Genomic DNA, 21,565 nt, shown 5'->3' with positions numbered 1-21,565 from the left:
AAGAACAAATGTGTTCTTTGAACGAAATCCTTGCTTAAAAAATAAAAAAATATAAAAAGATTGGAGTTAAGTTGGATGAGTAGAATCATAATGGATGTACCTGAAACTACGAATAGGATTTATGATACCTTACAAATGGAACTTAATCGTGATAACATCTTCCAAGTACCTGGTGTGAAGCACACGTATATGAAGCCTCGAATTGTCGCGATTATCCCCGCGCACAATGAAGAAAAATCAATCCGAGATTGCCTAGCAGGGCTAGCCGATCAATCATTACCGAAAAACTTAGACCTAGATATCATTGTAGTTGCTGATAATTGTACCGACCGAACCGAAGAAAAGGCAATGCTGGCGGCAGAAGAATTTCAATTAAACGTTAAGGTATTAACGACAGAAAACAATAAGCTTCGTAAAGTTGGGGCATTAAACCACGGCTGGAAGTATATTTATGGTGATGTACTAGATTTATATGATCGGCAACTATCTATTTATCAGCATCTTTACCAAAAATCTGTCAAGGCCATCCTTGGCATGGATGCCGATAGCCGTTTAGCACCTGGTGCGCTAAAATCTTTATGGGAAGGTTTAAGCAGTGCACGGAATATTGGCGGTGTCATGGCGAAATATACGATGCGAATGCCAAAGAAAAAGAGCTTGCTTTCAAAAGACGATGTACATTATGAGGAAAAAATTTCAAGTGGCGAATATGGTGGTCCGATTACCAGATGGTGGACCCATCAACAAAAGCAAGACATGGCAAGCTGGTTGTTAAACCTTCAATACCATGGCGGAAGTACATATGTACTTGGTGGTCAAGCGACATTGTTCCGTCCTGAAGCATTGCAAGACATTGTCAACGAAAATAAACTTGACGGACCATGGCAAAATGATAGTGATGTGGAGGATATGCTGCTAACGTGGCAATTGCAAAAATCAAGCTGGAAAACATTAATCAGCCCTGATGCACGCTGTTTTGTTGATGCGATGCGGTCGTATCATACTTTCAGACAACAACGTAACAAATGGAAGTCAGGAACAGTCGAGCTATTAACAAATAATGACATCGGCGTCAAGACTAGACATATCGGCAAAATCTGGCGTTCTGAGCTAAAAACATTCATGGACTTGATTACACGTGTGCTATTTATCGTATTACTGGCCCTTGCTTTTGCGACAGATCAATTTTACTGGTCATGGTTTTGGCTCACACCGATCGCCTTAGCATCTGTATTAAATACAATACTCGCGATTAAAACACCAATGCATCGCCCAATTGATGTCATCCTTGCTGCACTGCTGATTAGTCCCGAACTCTACTTATGGGCCAACTTGATAACCTTCTCACAAGTATGGCTCGGCAAGCTGTCAGCAAATAAAAAAGACGGTTGGGCTAATCAATACAATGCCGAAAGAGGTAAAACCCAAAGCAAACTCATACAAGGGATTATCGTGATAATCCTAGCCATCTCAGGTGTTGTCTACCTATGTATAGATCATCGAGACTATTTAACGAGTGAACCCGTTCAAGCTGCTTTACAGCCTTATTTAATGACGGGCTGGGTTACATTAACGATTCTAACCATTATCGCGAGTGCACATATGTTTTATCAAATTTGGACATTACGTGGAAAAGTTACTGCTTAATGAGATAACGGTAGTACTCATTCCCTATACTAACGACCCCAGTAAATAATCGGCACATTTACTGGGGTTATAAAAAAATCAATCCCCTTTTACGTGATAGATTAATTGCACAACGCCCGAAGAATACTTCTTCGTCTCAACTAGATTCAAATTTAATCTGTCGTCTAAATCCGTAAATAATGGCTTTCCTTTACCTAAAATAACAGGGTGGACGGATAATCTAAATTCATCAACAAGTCCTAATTTAACAAAATCTGTAATTAAGCTCGCCCCTCCATAAAGCCATATATCTTTACCAGGCGTATTCTTTATTTTCATCACTTCATCAAGAATGTGATCGTTTATGTAAATGACGTTATGATGATCTATATATTTTTGTCGTGAAAACACATATTTGGCTTTACTGTTAATTTTTTCCCGCAGCTCTTTATCAGGATCATTTTCCTCCGGAGTAATTTGTCCCCATAACTCATAGCTTTTTCTTCCATAGAAAATTGTATCGATTTGGTTTAAAAAATGATGAAACCCCATCTCAGGCTCCATGATGCACCAATCAATTTCGCCATTTTCCCCTTCAATAAAACCGTCTAGACTAACCGCTAAATCTAACAGGATTCTTCTTGGTCTTATGATGTTGGACACTCACTCTTCCTCCCTTTATATAAAAAGCTTTCAATTCATACATTATAACGAAGAAAGATTCCTTGTAGTGTTACAATTTTGTTATAAGATAAAAGGTGAGCAACGATTGCTCACCTCTGACATCTATTCTTTACAGAACTTTATGCTAGTGAAGGGACTCTTAACAACTGTTGTACCTTTAAGAGTAAGCTCTGTAACATCTCATTAACTTGAACACCCATTTTAATTAAGCCAATAATGGTACTTAAAAGAATATTCAAAGTATCTCCCTCCACACTTAGAAATGTAGTGTTTTATAGAAAACACTAAGGCTAGTTTATATGATTAATCCGTTAATTATTCATCTTCTTTTTCATCATCATTATAGCTTCGAGTTTGATTAGAAAACCAGATTTCTTAAGTAACGGAATTCGAATGTATTTCAAATTCTTGGTTACCATATGAATAAATCATGAGGAAATCGTGAGGTGTTAACACTGCAACAAGCACAGAATGTTAAATTGACTTCAGCTGAAATCGCTGCACTGTGGACACAATATGTTAATGAAACGGCGAGTATTTGCTTTCATAAGCATATGATGGAACATATCGAGGATGCTGCTATTCTAAATGTATTTGAATACGGAATGTCACTAAGCAACAATCATCTTGAAAAGATAAAAGAGTTCTTCCAAGTAGAAGGCTTCCCGTTCCAATTGGATTTAAGGATTATGATTACACTCCAAATACCCCACGCCTTTTTTCTGATATTTTATGCTTGCATTACATTAATATTATGTCTCTACACGGTTGTCACGGGTATACAGGAGCAGTTACGACAAGTACGAGAGCAGATGTGCGAAAATATTTCACAAACTGTTTGGAAACTACAACTGAATTAGTCAACAGAACAAAAGATATCATGCTCCAGAAAGGCATTTATTATCGTCCACCGACGATTCAACCACCAGACCGTTCAAACTAGGATGATAAACACTATTTGACAGGCTGGTTTGGAGATAAAAGAGCATTAAGCTGTATCGAAATCACTGATATATACTTTAATTTAAAGAAAAGCATCCTTGCTAAGGCAATTGTCGTTGCAGCCAATCAAGTTGCAAAGTCAAATAAGGTCAAAAAGTTTTTTCAAAAAGCAGTAAAAATGAAAGAAAATCATGTTCAAACCTTTTTTGAAGTTCTATTGGCAGAAAAACTTCCTAGTCCACCAATCCTAGATGCTGAATTAACTGATTCTACACTCTCGCCTTTTTCTGATAAGTTATGGATGTTTCAAATAGGCTTTTTGTTCTCATCAGCCATGGTTTATTACGGGACTGGTTGGGCAACCTCCCCTAGACGGGACCTATCTCCAAAATACATGACCTCGATAATGGAAGATTTAAAAATCGGAAATGAATGGGTCAACATCATGATCGAGCATCACTGGCTTGAGCAGCCACCATTAGCAGAAAATCGTATGAAGCTAGGACAATCATAAAAATAACTAGAATTCCAACACAAATACCCTAATGAGTATAAAATAAAAAGGAGTTTTGATAAGCTCCTTTTTATGAAAAAACCGTGGTAAAACTGAATAATATTATAGAGACAATGTCATAATAAAATCTGTTTGCTCTTCATCACCCATATAAAATGCGTGAGCACCCGTTTGAACAAATCCCATTTTCTTATAAAACGCCAGCGCATTTTCATTTCGTTCCCAAACTCCAAGCCAAATGTGCTTTTTATTTTGCTTCTTAGCTATTTCAATTGCTTTCGTTAGCAGGTATTTGCCAAGTCCGTGTTTTTGATATTGACTTTTAATGTATATCCGTTCTATCTCAAGCGCTTCATCCCCCATTTGTTCAGTCTGGGCATCGGCGGTATTGACCTTTACATATCCCGCCACTTTTTCATCCACATATACAAAATAAAATTGTGAAGATGCATTGGATAATTCATTTTTTAATTGTTGTAAATTAAATGCCTTTTCCAAATACGCTACCATATTTTCTTGGCTATTTTGTTCCCTAAACGTTTCATCAAATGTTTCGATACTAATTTTTTGTAGCAATAAGATTTCTTCATCCGTACATTCTTTAAAGCTTAACATCATTTTCAATTTAGTCCCTTCTCATTAATAATTTCGTTTATGACCCTTTTTCACAAGCTCCCAATCAACTTCGATATTTCTTCTCACTCTTTGCAGAGATTGAAAGAGGTTATCAATTTCCTCCCGTGAAAACCCATCAAGAGCAATCTTATTAGAATGGTCATGTTCCTTTTTAATAAATGGATAAATCGCTTTCCCTTTCTCTGTTGGAAATAGCTTTTTTACTTTCTGATTATGATCATCATGCCTCTTTTCAATAAAACCATTCTGTTCAAGTTTTTTAATTGCACGTGCTGCTGTTGTCCGGTCTACCTTAATCATCTCAGCCAACTTCTCCTGTATGACACCAGGGTTTTCATATATGCGTACAAGGTATAAATACTGACCCTTCGTCAAGTCATATTCTTTAAATTCAATATTACTAATCGAATCTAATGCCCTCGCAATCATCCCAATTTCACGAAGAATATCGTTCATAGTAATCTCCTTAGCTAATTTTGTTGCAAATACACCATTATTTTACGTGATATTATGTTGTATTTGCAACAAAAATATACTCAATAGAAAGATAAGTCCAGTTATGTATTTATGAAGGACATTTTCAATTTCTGCTTTACTCGTTTTGGACTTCATCACATTTATGAAGGACATTTCCATTTATTTCTTTACTCGTTTTGGGCTTCATCGCACTTATGAAGGACATTTCCATTTATTTGTTTACTCGTTTTGGACTTCATCACATTTATGAAGGACATTTCCATTTATTTCTTTACTCGTTTTGGGCTTCATCACATTTATGAAGGACATTTCCATTTATTTTTTTACTCGTTTTGGACTTCATCACATTTATGAAGGACATTTCCATTTATTTCTTTACTCGTTTTGGGCTTCATCGCATTTTTAAACATATCCTAAATCCCACTTACGCATTTTCAACTTTATCTAATCTATGAAGAACTTTCCTCAAGTTTCCCTTACCCACAGTCGTCTTCATCACATTAATGAAGGATTTCCCCAAATTACCTCTCTCACGTTTCCGTCTTCATCTCCTATAGACAAACTATCTATTATACTTTAAATAGTCATTCTCCAAATCTAGCTACTAATAAAAAAAGGTCAACTAATAAATACACTAGTTAACCTGATTAAGCTTATTCGCTTTCGACTAAAACATACATAGTCAGTCTAATGGTGACTAACTCCTCAATTAGCTACTAAACTATTCCACATTAATCACGACATTTCCCCTCTTATGCCCTTCCTCAACGTAACGATGAGCATCAACAATTTTATCCAAAGAATAAGCCCTGTCAATGACCACTTTCAACTTCCCTGTTTCAATGAGTTCTTTTAAATAATCTAGTGCTTCTGACGTTTCAGGAGAATTTCGGCTCAGTATTAGCTTTTTACTGCTCGTCAATTTCGTCCATAACATTTCAACTGTTGGGAGCGGTTCTGTTACATTTATGTACGTACCGTTGTTCTTTAACACTTTCATACAAGCTGAAAAGGAACTTTTGTTCACTGCTTCAAAAATGACATCATATATTTCGTCTGCACTGGAAAAATCCTCTGCAGTATAATCAATGATGTTGTCCGCACCGAGAGATTTTACTAATTCTACGTTTTTTGTACTGCAAACTCCTGTAACAGTTGCCCCAAGATGTTTGGCAAGTTGTACGACATAACTGCCCACACTACCCGAAGCCCCATAAACCAAAACCGATTGACCGCTCTTCAATCCCGCTAGCTTAAGAAAAAATAATGCTGTTCGTGCTCCAATTGGAAGTGCAGCAGCTTCTCCATAGGAGATAGTAGAAGGCATCATCGCAACAGGACCATCTTCCTTCAAGCAAATATACTCAGCATACGTACCAAATCTAATTAACGATGCTGCAAAAACTTGGTCACCTTCTTTAAACCGTTTAACATCGCGACCAACTTCCACTACTTCACCAGCTAACTCGACACCTAGAATTTCTTTTTTAGGTTTTGTCAGACCGAGTGTTAACCGTGCAGGAAGCCAAAACTCAGGAGGAACAGTAAAACTTCGCGAACGGATATCTGCTACTGTTACAGTAGTAGCTTTTATCTTTACTAAAATCTCATCTTCTTTCGGTATCGGTTTTTCAACTTGTTTAAGTTCAAGAACATCGGGGCTACCATACCTTGTGTACACAACTGCTTTCATTCATTCACCTCAAATTCGTTAGATTCCATATATCATACGATGATGACGAATAATTAGACCATTAGTTAGTACTTTTTAATAGGTAATTCGCATGATATAATTGTCGCATCAAACGCTAGTATCTTCTATTTATTCACTTTCTCTCACAAACTAAAAACCGATAACCACCCTCATAAACATCTTGTTTTAAAACGTGACCATACTTCTTTTCCCATTGGCCACTCCCTAAGTCATCTGTTAATTGCTCTAAAATTGGGGTTAGAATTTCTGCTGGTGCATTTGCCAATGGCGATACTCCAGCCCGGAATGATGCTTGTAAATAGTATTCCGGCTTTCTCCACGCTGAAACGAAGAACTTGTCTTCAATATCATGGGGGACTAGAAACGGTAAGATTTGTACCTTGTTCTTAAACACATGACTCAAAATATCTGTGACCTCGTTTAAAGGTTTATACACTTTATAGGCCTGTTCAAAAATTGGAGAGAAATAAGTAGCTACCCAACAATCACTGCCACAAAGGCGCGGGTCTGCAATCATCATGACTAACTTTCCATTCTCCTTTAAGATTCGGCTCATCTCATGAAAGGCAGTTTCTAAGTCTTGAAAATGATGTGTTGCAAGGATACAAATGACAGCATCGGCCATTGCATCGGCAAGTGGAATATTTTCAGCAACTCCATTCATCACCGTCATATTTGCATGTGGCGTTGCCTGATCCCTCATTACTTTTGAAGGTTCTACAGCCAAGACATTGAAACCTCGCTCGGCCAGTTCATAACTATAATTCCCTGTACCGGCTCCGATGTCTACAATGGTTGCAGGCTTATTCAGGTTCATTTGTTCGATTATCGTGTTTACGATTCTCTCATCTGGTTTTCTAGTCTGGTTATATGTCTTTCCAATCACATCATATTTGCTATTTACTCTACTCATCTAACCTCAACCCTTCTCATTTTAGGGGGACTGTCCCCTTTTATAAAAATGAACAAGTACGACTCATATCTGTCACTAAAAATGGATTATCTCGTTTCATTTTCTCAACAAGTACAGCTGCTTGTGTACGGTCTTGTTTAAGGACATCCAATTCACGCTCTGTGATTCCGACTAATTGCAGAAAATCAACTTTGCCGTGAACCGTGTTCATCGCTTTCGCTTCCGTATCGTTGACAATAAGTAATGCAGTGATTTTTGAATCCGAACCAAGCTTAATTGACGTTCCATTCCCTCCGATAAATTGAAGAGGTTCGAAATATCGTTTTTGTGTATTTGTATAGCGGGCAAGATTCGCAAACATATCCAGTGCCCACATACATTCCTCATTTGATTCCTCCGAAAGCTTAAAAGTCATTTCATAACCCCAGCCGCTCCATTCACCACCGAAAGCCTCCTCATTCGTATAAAGCTCGGTCAATCCGTATGAAACAATATGTTTGTAGCCATTTGGTGAAGCATAGATACTATATCCATCTAGATATTGGTCACCACCAAAAACCGCTCGGGCATGTAAGTTCGTTCCGAAATGTGCAGGTGTTTGATTCGGATATAATTGCTCAAATGCTTCGTCAATTGCTTCCCAGCCTGGTGCCCAATCTTCTTCTATTTTTGCACGATTATTATACTCTTCTACATTCAATAATTTCTCCTCGTTTGCTTTTGTCATTTTTCTTTCTATTTAAAATTATATGAATGAACAATTAAGGCGATTAACGCTTCTTGTTGGTCTTCTTTTACATCAATCACTTGAACATTGCTTAATAAATGATTGCGTTTGAGCGTCCCTATCACCCTATCATTCTCTGTTAACTGAATCGTAGTGGAAATTGTTGTTGCCTGAGATACATACTCTGTATCAGTAAATGCAAAGGAGATACTTTCTTTTAATTTTGACGTATTTTTAAGATTCACTAGAGTTCGTGCTGAACCAATTTGAACACCATTTTTGAAAATGTACCAATGCTCCTGATTTGTAAACCACTTTTTACGATACCATTGCACGTTATATGTATCATTGTCTATGCTAATCTCTAAGCATAAGTACCAATTAAAGCCGAATATATCTGCAAATGCATATTGCCACTTCTTTGGAAAATATCGTTTTATATACCCTCTATCCCTATCCCCATGAAAAAGTGGCTTTTTAATCATCAATGATTTTTGAATATTGTAAAACGACCACCCCTTGATATTTTTAGGCTGATACGCACGTTCCTTGTCAGCAAATTTCTTACTGACTAGGTAGAGTACGTAAGATGATGCTGGCAACAGAAAAAGCGAGGCAAATGTAAGTGGCTCAAATGCACCATATACAAGGTATCTTGCAAGCTGTGTTAACAACAGTAATGCGAATAGCAGAATAAGTTCTATCAAAGAGTTCACCACACTTACACGAAGATAATGTAGATAAATATATTATATTTTACACTTGCTTTTGCAACTGCCCTAAAAATAACACGATGTCATCAGCCTTTATAATCGAACAGCTTAGGTTCATCACAATTCTATCATTTATTAACAATTTATTACTCTCATGATTGTATTCGAAGTTAATTTGTTTATAAATATGCCACGGATAAAATACCGACAAAAACTCTCGAGAAAAGAAAACACCCTTTTCAGTAATCGTTACCCCATTTGTCCCAATTCCCATATAGGTATTAACGTAGGCAATTAACGTTTCATCTTCACTCATATTATTTTTCTTTATTAAAGAAGCTCTTGTTTTCTGAGAAAGTGCGTCAGAAGTCTTGACATCTATGTTTAACATCATACAAAGTAGGCAATCCTCATTTCCTTTAAAGGTAGTACAAAGACGTAACACTTCATTCAGATTAAAAGAAAAATCGTTTTCCACATTTATATCCATAGTTAAGAAATCTTCCTCTTCAAAACATTTCCACTTAATTTCTTCAAATAATTGAACAAGGTCATTCGGGGGGTATGACGTACCTGCTATCATCAAAACCTTCTCTTTATTTAGATAGAAGTTATCTTTTTCAATTTTAAAATCCTCTATTTGCTTCAGATACTCCCACGAAAACATCCCTTTGCTTTTTCCTTTTGCTTGTCCAAACAATTTCCAATAGACACCCTTCTCTGTAAAGCAAAGCCCTGTTTTAAATCCACAATGTAAAAACGCAATAATCGTTTCCTCTTTTGGCACATCATATTTTTTATTTATGTAGTTTAATAAGTTTTCAGGAATATATTTATAATAAAAGCCTTCATCTTGATAATAGGCAAAAATATCGAAAATACTTATCTTAGATTTTTGCATCACAGCACTTCCTTACTTCACTATTTATTGATAATAATACGTATAGAAATGGAATTCGTTTCAAATCGTTCGACAAACCCCTACGTTAAACAAGAGTTATAGAATTCCTGTATTAATAGAGTATAATCATTGTTTTGGAGTATGTTTCTTTTTTATGCAAAATGGTATGATAGTTTTAAACACGAGGAGGGTTTAACGTGGTTATCATTATTCCGTTATTATTCATATTGATTTTAGAGTGTGTCATTGAACCATTCTTTAACATGAGAAAACGAACAATCGCAAAGTTCGGGGAACTTCAAACAGGATTTGCGTTAATATTTATCACTTTTTCTATATGGTATTTCTTAACCGCGCAATTTCCGGAAGTTGATGCACGGATGTTTACGTTCAGTTGTATCGGAATGTTGGTTTATTTTATCCCGAGGAAATATGAATACGCTAAAAAGACTAGTCAAGAATAAGCTACGTCCGAAGTGACACAAAAATTGCCCTACTAGACTTTACTCACCGGATGACCATTAATTTTTTTAGCGTGTCATTCGTACAATAATATGCGGCGTTTATCCCAATTTTTTCTCTCATATCTGTCGCAACATACTTCGTTTTAAAAACAATTTCAAATTCTTCCTTGAACAGAAACGGCGTTATCTTAATTTCAGACGTGCTTTTCCATTCCGCTTGAAATCGTTGCCCATTTATCTCTGTTTCAAAACCATTAACATACCACGGATGTTCCTCCGCTTTTGATGCACCATCTTTATTAAGGCATACGTAAAGGGAGAGCTCATCGCATAACTGTAATAGTTTATAATGTCTATCCAACATCGCATCATCCGGATTATGTAAAGATGTCCTTAACCTTGTTTGTCGCTTAAGCTCATGATTCATGTAATCGATACAATCTTGTTGTTTCGACCGACGGATGTGACCGAAGGAAGTATAGTGAATACTGCATAACAAAGCTGCATATGGATCCATTTCCTCGACTTCATCAATCCCTCTGCTGTACATCGCCAACTTCTGGAACAAAGGATAGTCCATAAATGAATAAGGCAGATTCGTCTGATCATTCCATAAAGGTACATCGTCCAAGCGTATCCAAGCACGGTCATGTTCACTTATCGCCCGGATAACGGATTCTTTACGCTTGCAATCGATAAACCAGTCATCAGCAAAATGTGTAGCGAGTTCCCCAGAAAAATTCGCATGGTCATGTTGGGAAGTCATTTTTAAATAATCTCCAGCTTTTATGACGATCATATTTTTTCTCCTCTATTTTCATCCTATCAAGTAAAATCGTTAACTATAATCTTCAATATCTACTATTTTCCCATCCTTTACTTGAAAGACAGACTTCCCTTTTAGCCGCAACTCATCCCCTGCTTTTCGTCCAACAGACAAGTCAACCGCAAGAATCCCCACATAGTCAATTCCCACTATAATCTTGTCGTTTATGACAGCAAAGTCCGTAATCGTCTGACAGCGACTGGTAAACAAATTCGCAGCATGTTCAGCAAGCTCCCTAAATGCTTCAATCCCTTTAGCTTCTGTATCAACTACTCCATTTGTATAATTTCGAAATTGGATATCTGTATGCAGTAGTTTTATCATCCCTTCAATGTCGAAACCATTGTAGGCGTATATATATTTCTCAATTAGTTGTTTTATTTCATTCGTATTCATCACAAACCCTCCCTTTTATTGTACCAGAATATTCCACATTTATAATGGATAGTACTGAAAATTAATTAAGGATTTTTACAATGGCTGTTATCGTAAACATTGTTGCTTTTAACTCAGTTGTCGTTTAGGGTTTGTCTCCGCTACAGTACTCGCTTTCCGCGGGGTGGGTGCTGAGCCTGTCTAGCTCCGGCGGCTATCGACTAGCAAACTTCAGGTCACCTCCCTACGATAAGTCATCATCGATTCGCCATTCGGCTCATCGTGATTCCTAAATCTTTAGTCGATGCCCCTCCAGTTTGTACGTCGATGGGCAAGCCGCCTACGCTTTTCGTATTCCTCAGCGTTAACGTTTGCGGGGTCTCACCTCTCCCACGCATCCCGCAGGAGTCTCGCACTTCCGCTCCAACAAACCCTTAAAAAGGTTAGTGCATAAAGCCACAATCTCTTAGAAAAGAGCCCTTACAATTAACTATCTGAAAAAACCTTGTCTAGAGCTCATTTGTAAGCAGGAAAAAATAGACGTACAGTTGAATTACTCTATTAACAAGTACCAACGTTACCGCAACTATCAGGAAAGGAATGATTTTAATGAAAAGTATTTTTGAAGTTTTATATACAAACGAAGTATTAAATCGCATTGAAAACTTAAACGAAAATGCACAACCAAAGTGGGGAAAAATGAATGCAGCTCAAATGCTTGCTCATTGCTCTTCGTTTCAAGACATCGCTACAGGAGAATCAAAAGTTCAAAGAAGTTGGTTAGGAATCTTCGTAGGCAGATTTGCAAAGCCAATCTTTTATAATGACAAGCCTTTACCTCATAATATGTCTACGATTCCAACGACATTAATGACAAGTGAAAAAGACTTTGTTTTCGAAAAGGAGCAGCTGATACAAAAAATAAAAGCTTTTCAAAAGACAGGACGAGAGTATTGTACAAATCTGCCACATCCTTTTTTCGGAAAACTAACTCCCGAACAATGGGGAAAAGGAATCTACAAGCATCTTGACCATCATTTAGGACAGTTTGGTGTATAACAAAAAGGAACTAGCCAAATATTGAAGGATCTTAATAAACATTAACTCGATACCAGCCAGTATCCCCTAAAAAATCTTCCCGTGTAACAGACTCACCTAAAAATTGACGATAGGAAGTAATTGTTCCATCATGGGAAACTATGTAGATTTTATCTTGACGAAAGTCTCTGCACCAATTAATAAATTGTTCAGCTAACTGTTGAAACTCAGGCTCTGATATCACATTAATACCTTTTTCCCAATGATCACAATTTACTACCTCTAATTGAGGAAAATCTCTTTCAATCATTGGTCTCGATAAGCTCTCGTCACAAGCATAAGCATCTGCTGCTGATAATAACGGGAACATTCTAGGTCCAACTAGTGGGCTAACAATCATTTGACACTTTACATCATTTGTCCATACTAACGCAGTTTGAATCGTACGCCTCAGTGGACTAATAATCAGCAAATCTTCTTTAGAAATAGGAAAAATCTCGTGTAGTTTCCTTGCTTGATTTTCTCCAGTACTCGTTAAAGAGGGGTCTTTTAGTTGTAAGCTTTCGGGCGGATTTAGTACGTGTTGTGCTTGCGCATGCCGGATAAAATATAATTCCATCACTCTTCCCCCACACATGAGAATGAATAACCTAAATTCAAAGGTGTCATTTCAACTGTTGGAGAACCACCGGCATTATAACATTGGTCTGTAAATAGGCTTATCTCCTTATTGTTAAAATAACTTTGAGCAAAAAATTAACGATGACCCTACGATAAAAAACATAGATACGATAATCGAAATACGCTGTAAAATTGTTAATCTTTTAGAAAATAAGTTTTTAACGTTCATATCATCTTCTCCTATCATCAATACTTTACTATTTTTATAATCGACTTACCCTTTCAACCTATGCATTACAAAATGCGACTTACTATATTTGAACCTGTTCTTTTCATAAAAAGGTATGTACTGTTCCTCACAAAATAAACTAACGACATCGATATGTGCTAGTTCCTCTAGCAATGTTGATACTAGTTTTGTTCCTAATCCTGTACCTTGATATGAACGATGGATGACAACATCCTCTATGTATGCTCTAAATTTTCCATCTGTAACAGCTCTTGCGAATCCAACCAGAGTATCATCCTTCCATGCACCAACTGCTGGTACATTGCTTAACATTTCTGCAATATGCTGTTCACTACGTTCAGCCCACCAGCCAGCATCTTGATATAGTTTCATGAGATTTGCTGCAAAAATGGTTTTTCAGAGGAGTTTAGTCATTTAATAGTCAAGATAGTACCTCCACATCTCGGTTTAAAAGACAGTAACATCATAAAAATTAGTGACGTAACGGTAATTGTTCATTGTACATATTCCGTTCCATTTCCGGTATAAGATTCTAAAATAATATTATTCTCTTTGCCCTTATAATAAAAATACGTTCTATCATCATTTTTCAATTTTACGCTGACCATCAAATGTTTATTTCCTTCTAAGTTTGATATAAATGGCTCTGTAGAAATAATTGTATCTTTTGGGATATGTTGCTCGGTTATTAAATGTTCAACAACTCGATTATCTAAATTCATTTTCAAAAAATGAAAATATCCAAACAAAACAACAACACATGAGAGAATAAAGAATAGAGCAAATCGGCTTTTTTTCATTATGGACCCCCATCCAGTTCACAAGAAGAGTAGCTTTAAATAAAAATTAATATGTAAAAGATTACAAACCTTTTATAAAAAACTTAACTATAATATGTAACATACTGTTGATCTGGTCCTATCGTAATATGAGGTGTGTTTTCCCCCATAAAGAAATCGTAGAACTTTTCTAAATCTTCCTCTACTCCGTTAACACAAATCGTTTCAGTAGCAATAACAAAACGAATAATACTAGCTCTCTCAAAAAATTCAAATGCAAATTCCAATTCATCATCTTCAATGTATCCTAATGTATAAACACATTTCGGATAAGTATATTTATCATCAATAATCTTTTTAATTGTAACAAACTTTGTTGACATTTCTGTAAGAAAATCGTTATAGGATTCCGGAATGTATGCATATAGGACTCTCTTTTGCGGCAATAATTTTTTTATCAATCTATTAAAATCTGCTTTCGTTATATTAACATCTAGCCAATACTCAGAACCTTTCATGATACCCCATCCTTCGTTTGCTCTTAACTACTAAATCATCTACTTTTCCTTCTTATTGGGAAAACACTCAGTAATATACTTAATCCAATTAGCAGAAAACCGGCCCCATACGTGTATTTAAAAAAGACATGGTCTGAAACATCTAAAATATGTATTAACCCTACACTAGTTAATCCAAGACCAATGAATAGTAGAACATTAGATAATTTGTTTAACTTGTTCATCCCATCCTCCTACTGCATGAAAGTCTATATATTTCTACGTTCCTACTCCGTCATTTGTTTCATTTTTCGTTAGTGGTGCTTCTCTACTTATGTTGTGAAGGATAGATTGACATTATGACCTACATAACCCTTGTTCAGACATCCGCCTCAAAACTTCCTTAGTAGAAATCTTACCTGGGATATTTTTTTGAATCGTAGTGTTTATCACATCATATTCCATGTAGTTTCCTTCTGGATTCACGTAAAAGTCTGGAAATTGTTCCGCTAACATGCTAAAAGCTTGAGCTTTTTTCTCAGGATTGTGTTGTAAAAAAGTGAATGTTGGTATGAGTGTAACGAGGAAGTCAATTTCGTTTCCAGTGAGATGGTTTCCTTTTAACCATTCTGTCAAAGTTACTGTTTCCACATCGTAACCTCCCTACAAGGTATTGTCAGATTGATGTTGATTCGTTTTTTATTATACTTAAAGATTCCTTATTCAACTTTAACACATTTGGGTATAAATGGTATTGAAAAGTTACGTATTTTGACATCTTTTGCAGGCCTTGTACTAAATAACATGAACTTTTTTCACTTATTTGAATGGTAATGTCACTGGACTCTTTAGTAAGTTCAAAAATGCTGCAAAAAACCCGAGAAAATTGTTAAATAACAGGATTCTCGGGTTTCATATGTTAACGAAATACAGTCCATTTTCTCTTATAATTCTTTACAGTGTTTTTTGTTTCGTGGTCACACTGTCAAGCCTTTTTATCGTGGAAGCAGAGGAACCGTCCGAGACCATTGAAAAAGTATTCTTATTAGAAAAATAGAATTTATCGCACAAAGTTGACGTTCAGTTTGATTTCCGCTGCAGTACTCGCTTTCCGCGGGGTGGGTGCTGAGCCTCCTCAGCGCAAACGCCTGCGGGGTCTCAGCTCTCCCACTCATCCCGCAGGAGTCTCGCACTTCCGCTCCAACCAAACTATACGGAGGATAAGCACATTAAATGTACAATAAATTGTTTAAGAGTTAATACTTATCTGAAATCAGTATACTTTTTCAGTGGCTTCGAACCGTCCCCTTGCTTCATCTCTGAACATAAGCTCTAATTTGATTTCGGCCGTTTCTTTTTGCTTCGTATAAGGCTTTGTCTGCTTCTTCTACAAGTTTTTCTGGTTTTTCTAATGTCGTTGCAATTAATGTAGAGATGCCAATACTAAGAGTTAAATATTCTGAATGGTTAGCCCCTTTATGAGGGATTTGCTTCTTTTTAACCTCTTCTTGAATTTCACTGGCAATTTCAAAAGCCTGTTGTTCACTTTTACCTGGTAGGAGGATTACAAATTCCTCGCCTCCATATCGAGCAGCTATGTCATGTGGATGTAGTGGAAAATTATTAAGTATTTGTCCGATTTCCTTTAAACAAGCATCCCCTGCTTGATGACCGTAAATATCGTTGAAGGATTTGAAATAATCGATATCAAATAGCAGTAAGGAGAGTGGTTCTGATAAGTCGGTTAATCTTTCCCACTCCTTTTGCAGTGCAATATCAAATGAGCGTCGATTTGGGATTCCTGTTAACCCGTCAATCATTGAGAGCTTTTGAAGAATTTCATTCGCTTCCTTCAACTTTTTCTCGGAACGTTTCTTTTCTGTTACATCTCGGAAAATCCATAGATAGCCATCAAAGCGTTCAGCTTCTATTATTGGGATTCCCTCACGTTCAACAACTCTTCCATCACTTATCTCCATTTCCTCTGACGGATAGTTTAAACGATTTTTTGTTATTTCATTAGTTTTTGTATTTAAATCGTGATGGTTTTCAAATATATCATAAGATTTTTGAATGATGTTCTCGCGTTCCTCTTCAGACATAGATTCTTTTTTCTGCCCTCTAAAAAATATATCTAAAAATGCATTATTAAATAAAGTAATCATTCCATTGGCATCGACAACTAGTACCCCGTAAGGTAGTGAGGCTATTAACGTCTCAAGCTTATTTGTTGTCTGTCGTAACTCTTCCTCAGCCCTTTTCCTTACAGTAATATCCCTACTTACTGAAACAATCTGCAGATCACCCTTTGGTCCCTTCATTGGCGTGCACTTCATTTCCAAATCACGCCATTCCCCATTATTATGCAAGCAGCGGTACTCTATTTCTAACGTTGACCATTTCTCTACCATTTTCACAAAAAAGTGAAATACTCGTTCCTGGTCATCAGGATGGATATGTTGAATTGGATAACTCCCCACATAATCATCTAAATTTCTTCCTAGAATCGTTGTATGTGAAGGTGATGCATAAAGAACTAAACCATCCGCAGCTAGAACGGAAACCAAATCATTCATATGCTCCGATATTAAGCGATAATTTTCAAAATTTTCTCTGAAGTCGTCAACATCCATCACACGAGAGGACAATGATGCAATCGTTCCAGAAAAAGATGCAACTTTTTGATGATCATCATAGTTTCCCTTTATAAATAAATGCGTATTCTCCACATCTTTTCCATTTACATAAAATCTGATTTCATGATGTATTCCATCTCGTTGTGCTTCTACCAGAACCTTTAAAATGTCTAGAAACGTTCTTTTATCGTCCTCATAAATATAATCCACGACAGGCGTTTCTAATGTCTCAGATACCTTTAGCCCCGTTAATTGTTCCCATTTCTTATCCAATGACGTAAACACGCCATCTACACTAAGTTGAAAGATTACCGCATGATTTACTTCTAAAAGTTCTTTGTACTTCTCTATACCTTCCATCGTCTCACACCACTCCAGGACAATAATTCATGATAAAAATAGAAATATTAGATAACAATGAATATATGTTCTACTACCATTATGTGTATTACAAATTATTAATGTAATCATATATGTATTATTCCATTTAAGCATATAATGCTTTAGTTGTGATTTTTGAAAATAGATAGATCCATATTACTATTTACCATTTGATGGAGAGTGATATAGTTGATCAATGGAATATTTTTTATAAGGTCCGATTGTTGTTGATTACTTCTTCAGCTTTATATTTTTTCGATTAGTTATCCTTAGGTTTTGCTTTCAACATGAGATAATCGCTAACAACGGGTTGACAGGAATTTACCTTATACATAAGCTGCAAACCACTGAATAATTTCTTGCATATAGACCTCGTGTAATTAGACTGATTTAGTTAAACTGCCTCACGCATCCCTATAAGGCATCTGGTAAATGATTGGTATACAATTGTCGGATTTCCATGTTTGTTTCTAATGCTGTAATCGTTTTTTCATTCGGCTTTGTGTAGATGATTGGATAGTCCTTTTCATCGAATTGTTCTCGAATCTCGAAGGCAAGTTTTTCTTCTTTTATTGAAAATTCAGCTTGAACACCTTGTTTATTTCCTCTGGCATCGAGACGAATCCAGCGCTTCAACGGCTGTATGTATACCCCATTTAATGTATGAAGACAGTAGCCTTGCTCCGGTGTATCAAATATCGTGAGCCGTTGGTAGCAAAAACCAGTCGGAATCCCTTCCGCCCTTAACAATGCTGCAAGCAAATTAGCCTTTGCATAGCATATCCCTTCCTTAAATTGAAGCACGTCAGAAGCTTTACACGTAATCCTGTTACTTTGAATATCCCACGAATGCGATATTTCATCTCTAACAAAGTGAAATGCTGCTTCCACCTTCTCAAGTTCTGTTTTGCCATGAAACAATTGGTGACGTACATTTTGAATCGATGGATGTGAAAAGTTAACAACTTCAGTTTCTTCTAGATAATTGCTCAACTCAGTTGATTCAGGAATAAGTTGCATTGGATTCACCTCTTTAAGAAATTTACATTATAATACATCATATTGTATATTTATACAACCACCTTTTTCAGTATTATCTATTGTTTTTTAATTCTATTAAGAAATGCGCCTCAAAAAAACCGATAAACAGAACGAAAAGTAGCTTCCCATTCTATTTATCGGTGTATGTTGAAAGAATCAAACCTTGTTTAGTCAACCTTCAATGAAACTATCTCTTTAGCACAGTTTGTAAAAATGGACTCGGTTCACCAACACTGTATAGCTGTAAAAAACGCATAGCCCTCGTACAGGCAGTGTAGAAAGTTCGACGCAAGTTCTCATCACCGTATACATGCTCAGATGCATCATAAATAATCACAGCTTCAAATTCGATTCCTTTAGATAAATAGGTCGGTATGACAACAACTCCTTGTCCATATTCACTAGAGTTGCTTTTTATCAGCTTCAAATCATCAATGCCTGATAGTGTTTGATATGCTTGACTACTTTCCTCAGCAGATTTACATATAATCGCAATACTACTAAATCCTAGACTACGCAAATGTGTGACTTTGGAGGTAATACAACGGTGCAGTTCAACATGGTCAACTACTTGTTTTAAAATTGGTTTGTCACCATCTCGTTCGAACGGAGTTATTTTTTCTCCATTTGGAATGAGTCTACGTGTGAACTCAATAATAGGTTTTGTCGACCTATAGCTCCTCGTCATATTGATGACCTCGGTTTTCTCACGTCCGTAAAGGCTTGTAAGTGAATTGAAATCTACATGTTCACTAGCGTGGGCAAAAATCGCTTGATTAAAATCGCCCAATACTGTCATCCTCGCTGCAGGGAATAATCGCTTTAAAAATTCAAATTGTAAAGGTGAATAATCTTGAGCTTCATCAATAACAATTTGTTTAATTGAACTGTTCGTATGAAAACCAACAATCAATTCCTTCAACAGTAAAAACGGTGTTGCATCCTCATAAGATAATAGATTATTGCTTAGCTTGATCACCGTTTGTTGACAAATACTAGGCCAGTCTGGTGGAATATATTCTTCTTTTAATTGTCTAATTATCTCTGGGTTAGCAAATAACTGTTTATAAATACCATTTAAATCAATAAATTGAAGCTGACGAATTTGTTTTCGTAACGGCTTCAATCTTTTATGAACAATTAAGCGAGCAAGTGCTTTTGGCTCGATTTCATAGTCGGCGATTTCTTCTCGATTAAACCCGCGTTTTCTCGCTAAATAGACACGTGCTTTATGATATTCTTCATTGCTAAGAAGCTCAATTTCCTCCTGTACCCACGACTGTTTCCTTGCAACCTTTTGAAATGCCTGAATTTGTTCCAGCAACCATTCTTGCAATTTTTCAAGCCTATTATGGAAGCGGAGTGAAGGTTCATATTCATAAAACCTGGCTATAATTTGTTGGGCTGTCACAATTGGTTTTCCCTTAAACGAAATATCTTTAAAAATCATGCCCGATGATTCTAATGATTGTCGATAAGCTTGAATTACCTCATAGAAAGAGGTAGAAGCTTTAAATCGAATACTCGCAAGTCTTGTTTTGTAGAAAGGACTATTTGCTTGCGTCAATACATATTCCAATTGCTCAAACGGAGTTTCAATTTTGAACGCTCTACTTAGCCGATGGTCCAAGTATTCCTGGAAAGTAACCTGCTGCATATTCTCTTCTCCTAGCTCAGGAAGCACATTCGAAACATAGTTACTAAACATAGAATTCGGTGAAAATAGAATGATTTGGTCAGCATGTAAACTTTCTCGATATTTATAGAGTAAATAAGCAATTCGTTGCAGAGCAGCTGATGTTTTCCCACTGCCTGCAGCTCCATGAACAATAAGAAGCCTGCCCTGATCGTGGCGAATAATCCGATTTTGTTCCTGCTGTATGGTTGCTACGATATTATGCATCTGTTTATCGGTACCTTTGCCCAGGACTTGTTGTAAAATTTCGTCTCCTATCGTAAGACTCGTATCGAACATCGATTGAAGAATGCCACCACGAATAAGGTATTGATACTTTTTCTCCAAAGTCCCATAAACAGTGCCACCAGGTGTTTGATACGAAGCCGGTCCTGGCTGGTAATCATAATAAACACTAGAAACAGGAGCCCTCCAGTCGTGAATGAGAAAATCTTCTCCACTCGAATCACTAAGTGAAGATATCCCAATATAAATTTTTTCATGTGAGGAATTTCCTTCTTCGATAAAATCAATTCGGCCAAAATAGGGAATCTCTTTCATACGGCGCAGCGTTGCTAGTCGTTTAGAGGCGTGTCTATGAGTGCTTTGGCTTACAGACAACGCTTGAGCCTCTTGTCGCAAACCGATAATTGTTTCAAGAAAATCATCAAACGTATCCGTATTAACCTTAACTTCCTCCCAGAAGTGTTTACGAATATGAACAACTTCATTTTTACGTCGAGTCGTTTCTTCTTCTAATCTGTTAATTTCCTTCTCAATTGACTCCATTACGTGTTCTACCCGTTTTTGCTCCTGCTTTAAATCCAAGCTCATAGCAACACTCCTCGAAAAAAAGTTTTATATTAGGGTTGACTAACATACAACGTACATCGTATAATTAATATAGGGATAAATATGTCATATAATGTACATTCGATGTGCATCTTTATAAATTTACCACAAGAATTCATTCTTTTCAATGATAAGAATAGAATTCTTTTTGTGTATCCTCTGTCTATTCAAATTAACATTTGTCCTTCTTCTGTAAATACATACCCAAAATTACTACATAACACACAATTAAAAAAAACCAAAAAAGTCGAATTCCTAGCGAAGGAACCGACTTTTTTTTCAT

The 21,565-nt window shown here is 36.5% G+C and carries 25 protein-coding genes and 1 pseudogene; 6 read left to right on the top strand and 20 right to left on the bottom strand.

Annotated elements, in window-relative coordinates:
• Window positions 1-135 precede the first annotated feature (135 nt).
• Entirely contained in the window at window positions 136-1,647 is a 1,512-nt protein-coding gene (locus J2S19_RS01775) for a glycosyltransferase family 2 protein (RefSeq protein WP_307336586.1), read from the top strand.
• 78 nt (window positions 1,648-1,725) lie between these two features.
• Here J2S19_RS01775 and J2S19_RS01770 read toward each other — a convergent pair whose 3' ends face one another.
• The gene (locus tag J2S19_RS01770) at window positions 1,726-2,289 is read right to left on the bottom strand and encodes a dihydrofolate reductase family protein (RefSeq protein ID WP_307336282.1); all 564 of its coding nucleotides are present in this window, start codon (window positions 2,287-2,289) and stop codon (window positions 1,726-1,728) included.
• A gap of 467 nt (window positions 2,290-2,756) precedes the next feature.
• Between J2S19_RS01770 and J2S19_RS01765 the strand changes: the two are divergent.
• The 3 genes and pseudogenes from J2S19_RS01765 to J2S19_RS01760 form a co-directional block, all read left to right on the top strand.
• Window positions 2,757-3,047: pseudogene (locus J2S19_RS01765) on the top strand (DUF3231 family protein); the annotation flags it as partial.
• A 17-nt stretch (window positions 3,048-3,064) separates the two neighbouring features.
• Complete coding sequence (locus J2S19_RS23645; RefSeq protein WP_370875010.1) at window positions 3,065-3,253, top strand: DUF3231 family protein; 189 nt, start codon at window positions 3,065-3,067, stop codon at window positions 3,251-3,253.
• A gap of 15 nt (window positions 3,254-3,268) precedes the next feature.
• Window positions 3,269-3,766: a DUF3231 family protein gene (locus J2S19_RS01760; RefSeq protein WP_307336276.1), complete on the top strand. Its 498-nt coding sequence runs from the start codon at window positions 3,269-3,271 to the stop codon at window positions 3,764-3,766.
• Window positions 3,767-3,868: 102 nt separating this feature from the next.
• Here J2S19_RS01760 and paiA read toward each other — a convergent pair whose 3' ends face one another.
• From paiA to J2S19_RS01725, 7 genes are all read right to left on the bottom strand, one after another.
• A complete protein-coding gene (gene paiA, locus J2S19_RS01755) occupies window positions 3,869-4,384 on the bottom strand; it encodes a spermidine/spermine N(1)-acetyltransferase (protein ID WP_307336583.1) in 516 nt (171 codons plus the stop codon).
• Between the two features lie 21 nt (window positions 4,385-4,405).
• Window positions 4,406-4,858 (bottom strand): MarR family winged helix-turn-helix transcriptional regulator, encoded by a 453-nt coding sequence (locus tag J2S19_RS01750; RefSeq protein ID WP_307336273.1) that lies wholly within the window; start codon window positions 4,856-4,858, stop codon window positions 4,406-4,408.
• A gap of 742 nt (window positions 4,859-5,600) precedes the next feature.
• Window positions 5,601-6,572: an NAD(P)-dependent alcohol dehydrogenase gene (locus J2S19_RS01745; RefSeq protein ID WP_307336270.1), complete on the bottom strand. Its 972-nt coding sequence runs from the start codon at window positions 6,570-6,572 to the stop codon at window positions 5,601-5,603.
• 133 nt (window positions 6,573-6,705) lie between these two features.
• Entirely contained in the window at window positions 6,706-7,506 is an 801-nt protein-coding gene (locus J2S19_RS01740; RefSeq protein ID WP_307336267.1) for a class I SAM-dependent methyltransferase, read from the bottom strand.
• Window positions 7,507-7,546: 40 nt separating this feature from the next.
• Complete coding sequence (locus J2S19_RS01735) at window positions 7,547-8,206, bottom strand: suppressor of fused domain protein (protein ID WP_307336265.1); 660 nt, start codon at window positions 8,204-8,206, stop codon at window positions 7,547-7,549.
• A gap of 35 nt (window positions 8,207-8,241) precedes the next feature.
• Window positions 8,242-8,940 carry a hypothetical protein gene (locus tag J2S19_RS01730; protein WP_307336262.1) on the bottom strand — a complete coding sequence of 233 codons (699 nt, stop codon included), beginning with the start codon at window positions 8,938-8,940 and terminating at the stop codon, window positions 8,242-8,244.
• A 49-nt stretch (window positions 8,941-8,989) separates the two neighbouring features.
• A complete protein-coding gene (locus J2S19_RS01725) occupies window positions 8,990-9,847 on the bottom strand; it encodes a hypothetical protein (RefSeq protein WP_307336259.1) in 858 nt (285 codons plus the stop codon).
• A gap of 197 nt (window positions 9,848-10,044) precedes the next feature.
• Between J2S19_RS01725 and J2S19_RS01720 the strand changes: the two genes are divergently transcribed.
• Window positions 10,045-10,311, top strand: coding sequence for a hypothetical protein (locus tag J2S19_RS01720; protein WP_307336256.1), 267 nt, complete (start codon window positions 10,045-10,047; stop codon window positions 10,309-10,311).
• 43 nt (window positions 10,312-10,354) lie between these two features.
• Here the strand turns inward: J2S19_RS01720 and J2S19_RS01715 are convergent, their stop codons facing one another.
• The 3 genes from J2S19_RS01715 to J2S19_RS01705 form a co-directional block, all read right to left on the bottom strand.
• Entirely contained in the window at window positions 10,355-11,110 is a 756-nt protein-coding gene (locus tag J2S19_RS01715) for a DUF3891 family protein (protein WP_307336253.1), read from the bottom strand.
• Window positions 11,111-11,149: 39 nt separating this feature from the next.
• Window positions 11,150-11,533, bottom strand: a complete 384-nt coding sequence (locus tag J2S19_RS01710; RefSeq protein WP_307336250.1) for a nuclear transport factor 2 family protein — start codon at window positions 11,531-11,533, stop codon at window positions 11,150-11,152.
• A 236-nt stretch (window positions 11,534-11,769) separates the two neighbouring features.
• Window positions 11,770-11,910: a hypothetical protein gene (locus J2S19_RS01705; protein ID WP_307336246.1), complete on the bottom strand. Its 141-nt coding sequence runs from the start codon at window positions 11,908-11,910 to the stop codon at window positions 11,770-11,772.
• Between the two features lie 211 nt (window positions 11,911-12,121).
• On the opposite strand from J2S19_RS01705, the gene J2S19_RS01700 reads away from it, so the two are divergent.
• Window positions 12,122-12,571 (top strand): DUF1569 domain-containing protein, encoded by a 450-nt coding sequence (locus tag J2S19_RS01700; protein ID WP_307336243.1) that lies wholly within the window; start codon window positions 12,122-12,124, stop codon window positions 12,569-12,571.
• 31 nt (window positions 12,572-12,602) lie between these two features.
• Here J2S19_RS01700 and J2S19_RS01695 read toward each other — a convergent pair whose 3' ends face one another.
• From J2S19_RS01695 to helD, 9 genes are all read right to left on the bottom strand, one after another.
• Window positions 12,603-13,169: a histidine phosphatase family protein gene (locus J2S19_RS01695; RefSeq protein WP_307336240.1), complete on the bottom strand. Its 567-nt coding sequence runs from the start codon at window positions 13,167-13,169 to the stop codon at window positions 12,603-12,605.
• A 276-nt stretch (window positions 13,170-13,445) separates the two neighbouring features.
• The gene (locus J2S19_RS01690; RefSeq protein WP_307336237.1) at window positions 13,446-13,793 is read right to left on the bottom strand and encodes a GNAT family N-acetyltransferase; all 348 of its coding nucleotides are present in this window, start codon (window positions 13,791-13,793) and stop codon (window positions 13,446-13,448) included.
• Window positions 13,794-13,915: 122 nt separating this feature from the next.
• A complete protein-coding gene (locus tag J2S19_RS01685; protein ID WP_307336234.1) occupies window positions 13,916-14,221 on the bottom strand; it encodes a hypothetical protein in 306 nt (101 codons plus the stop codon).
• Between the two features lie 83 nt (window positions 14,222-14,304).
• Complete coding sequence (locus J2S19_RS01680) at window positions 14,305-14,718, bottom strand: hypothetical protein (protein WP_307336231.1); 414 nt, start codon at window positions 14,716-14,718, stop codon at window positions 14,305-14,307.
• A gap of 35 nt (window positions 14,719-14,753) precedes the next feature.
• On the bottom strand, window positions 14,754-14,942 hold the full coding sequence (locus tag J2S19_RS01675) for a hypothetical protein (RefSeq protein ID WP_307336227.1): 189 nt from the start codon (window positions 14,940-14,942) through the stop codon (window positions 14,754-14,756).
• 112 nt (window positions 14,943-15,054) lie between these two features.
• Entirely contained in the window at window positions 15,055-15,348 is a 294-nt protein-coding gene (locus J2S19_RS01670; RefSeq protein WP_307336224.1) for a hypothetical protein, read from the bottom strand.
• A gap of 662 nt (window positions 15,349-16,010) precedes the next feature.
• Window positions 16,011-17,693 carry a diguanylate cyclase domain-containing protein gene (locus tag J2S19_RS01665; protein WP_307336221.1) on the bottom strand — a complete coding sequence of 561 codons (1,683 nt, stop codon included), beginning with the start codon at window positions 17,691-17,693 and terminating at the stop codon, window positions 16,011-16,013.
• Window positions 17,694-18,128: 435 nt separating this feature from the next.
• Window positions 18,129-18,734 carry a transglutaminase domain-containing protein gene (locus J2S19_RS01660; protein ID WP_307336218.1) on the bottom strand — a complete coding sequence of 202 codons (606 nt, stop codon included), beginning with the start codon at window positions 18,732-18,734 and terminating at the stop codon, window positions 18,129-18,131.
• A gap of 208 nt (window positions 18,735-18,942) precedes the next feature.
• Window positions 18,943-21,264: an RNA polymerase recycling motor HelD gene (gene helD / locus J2S19_RS01655; protein WP_307336215.1), complete on the bottom strand. Its 2,322-nt coding sequence runs from the start codon at window positions 21,262-21,264 to the stop codon at window positions 18,943-18,945.
• Window positions 21,265-21,565 lie beyond the last annotated feature (301 nt).

Source organism: Metabacillus malikii (genome assembly GCF_030813355.1).
Classification (GTDB): domain Bacteria; phylum Bacillota; class Bacilli; order Bacillales; family Bacillaceae; genus Metabacillus; species Metabacillus malikii.
Note: the sequence above shows the minus strand (reverse complement) of the source record. Positions and strands in the feature narration are given on the sequence as shown.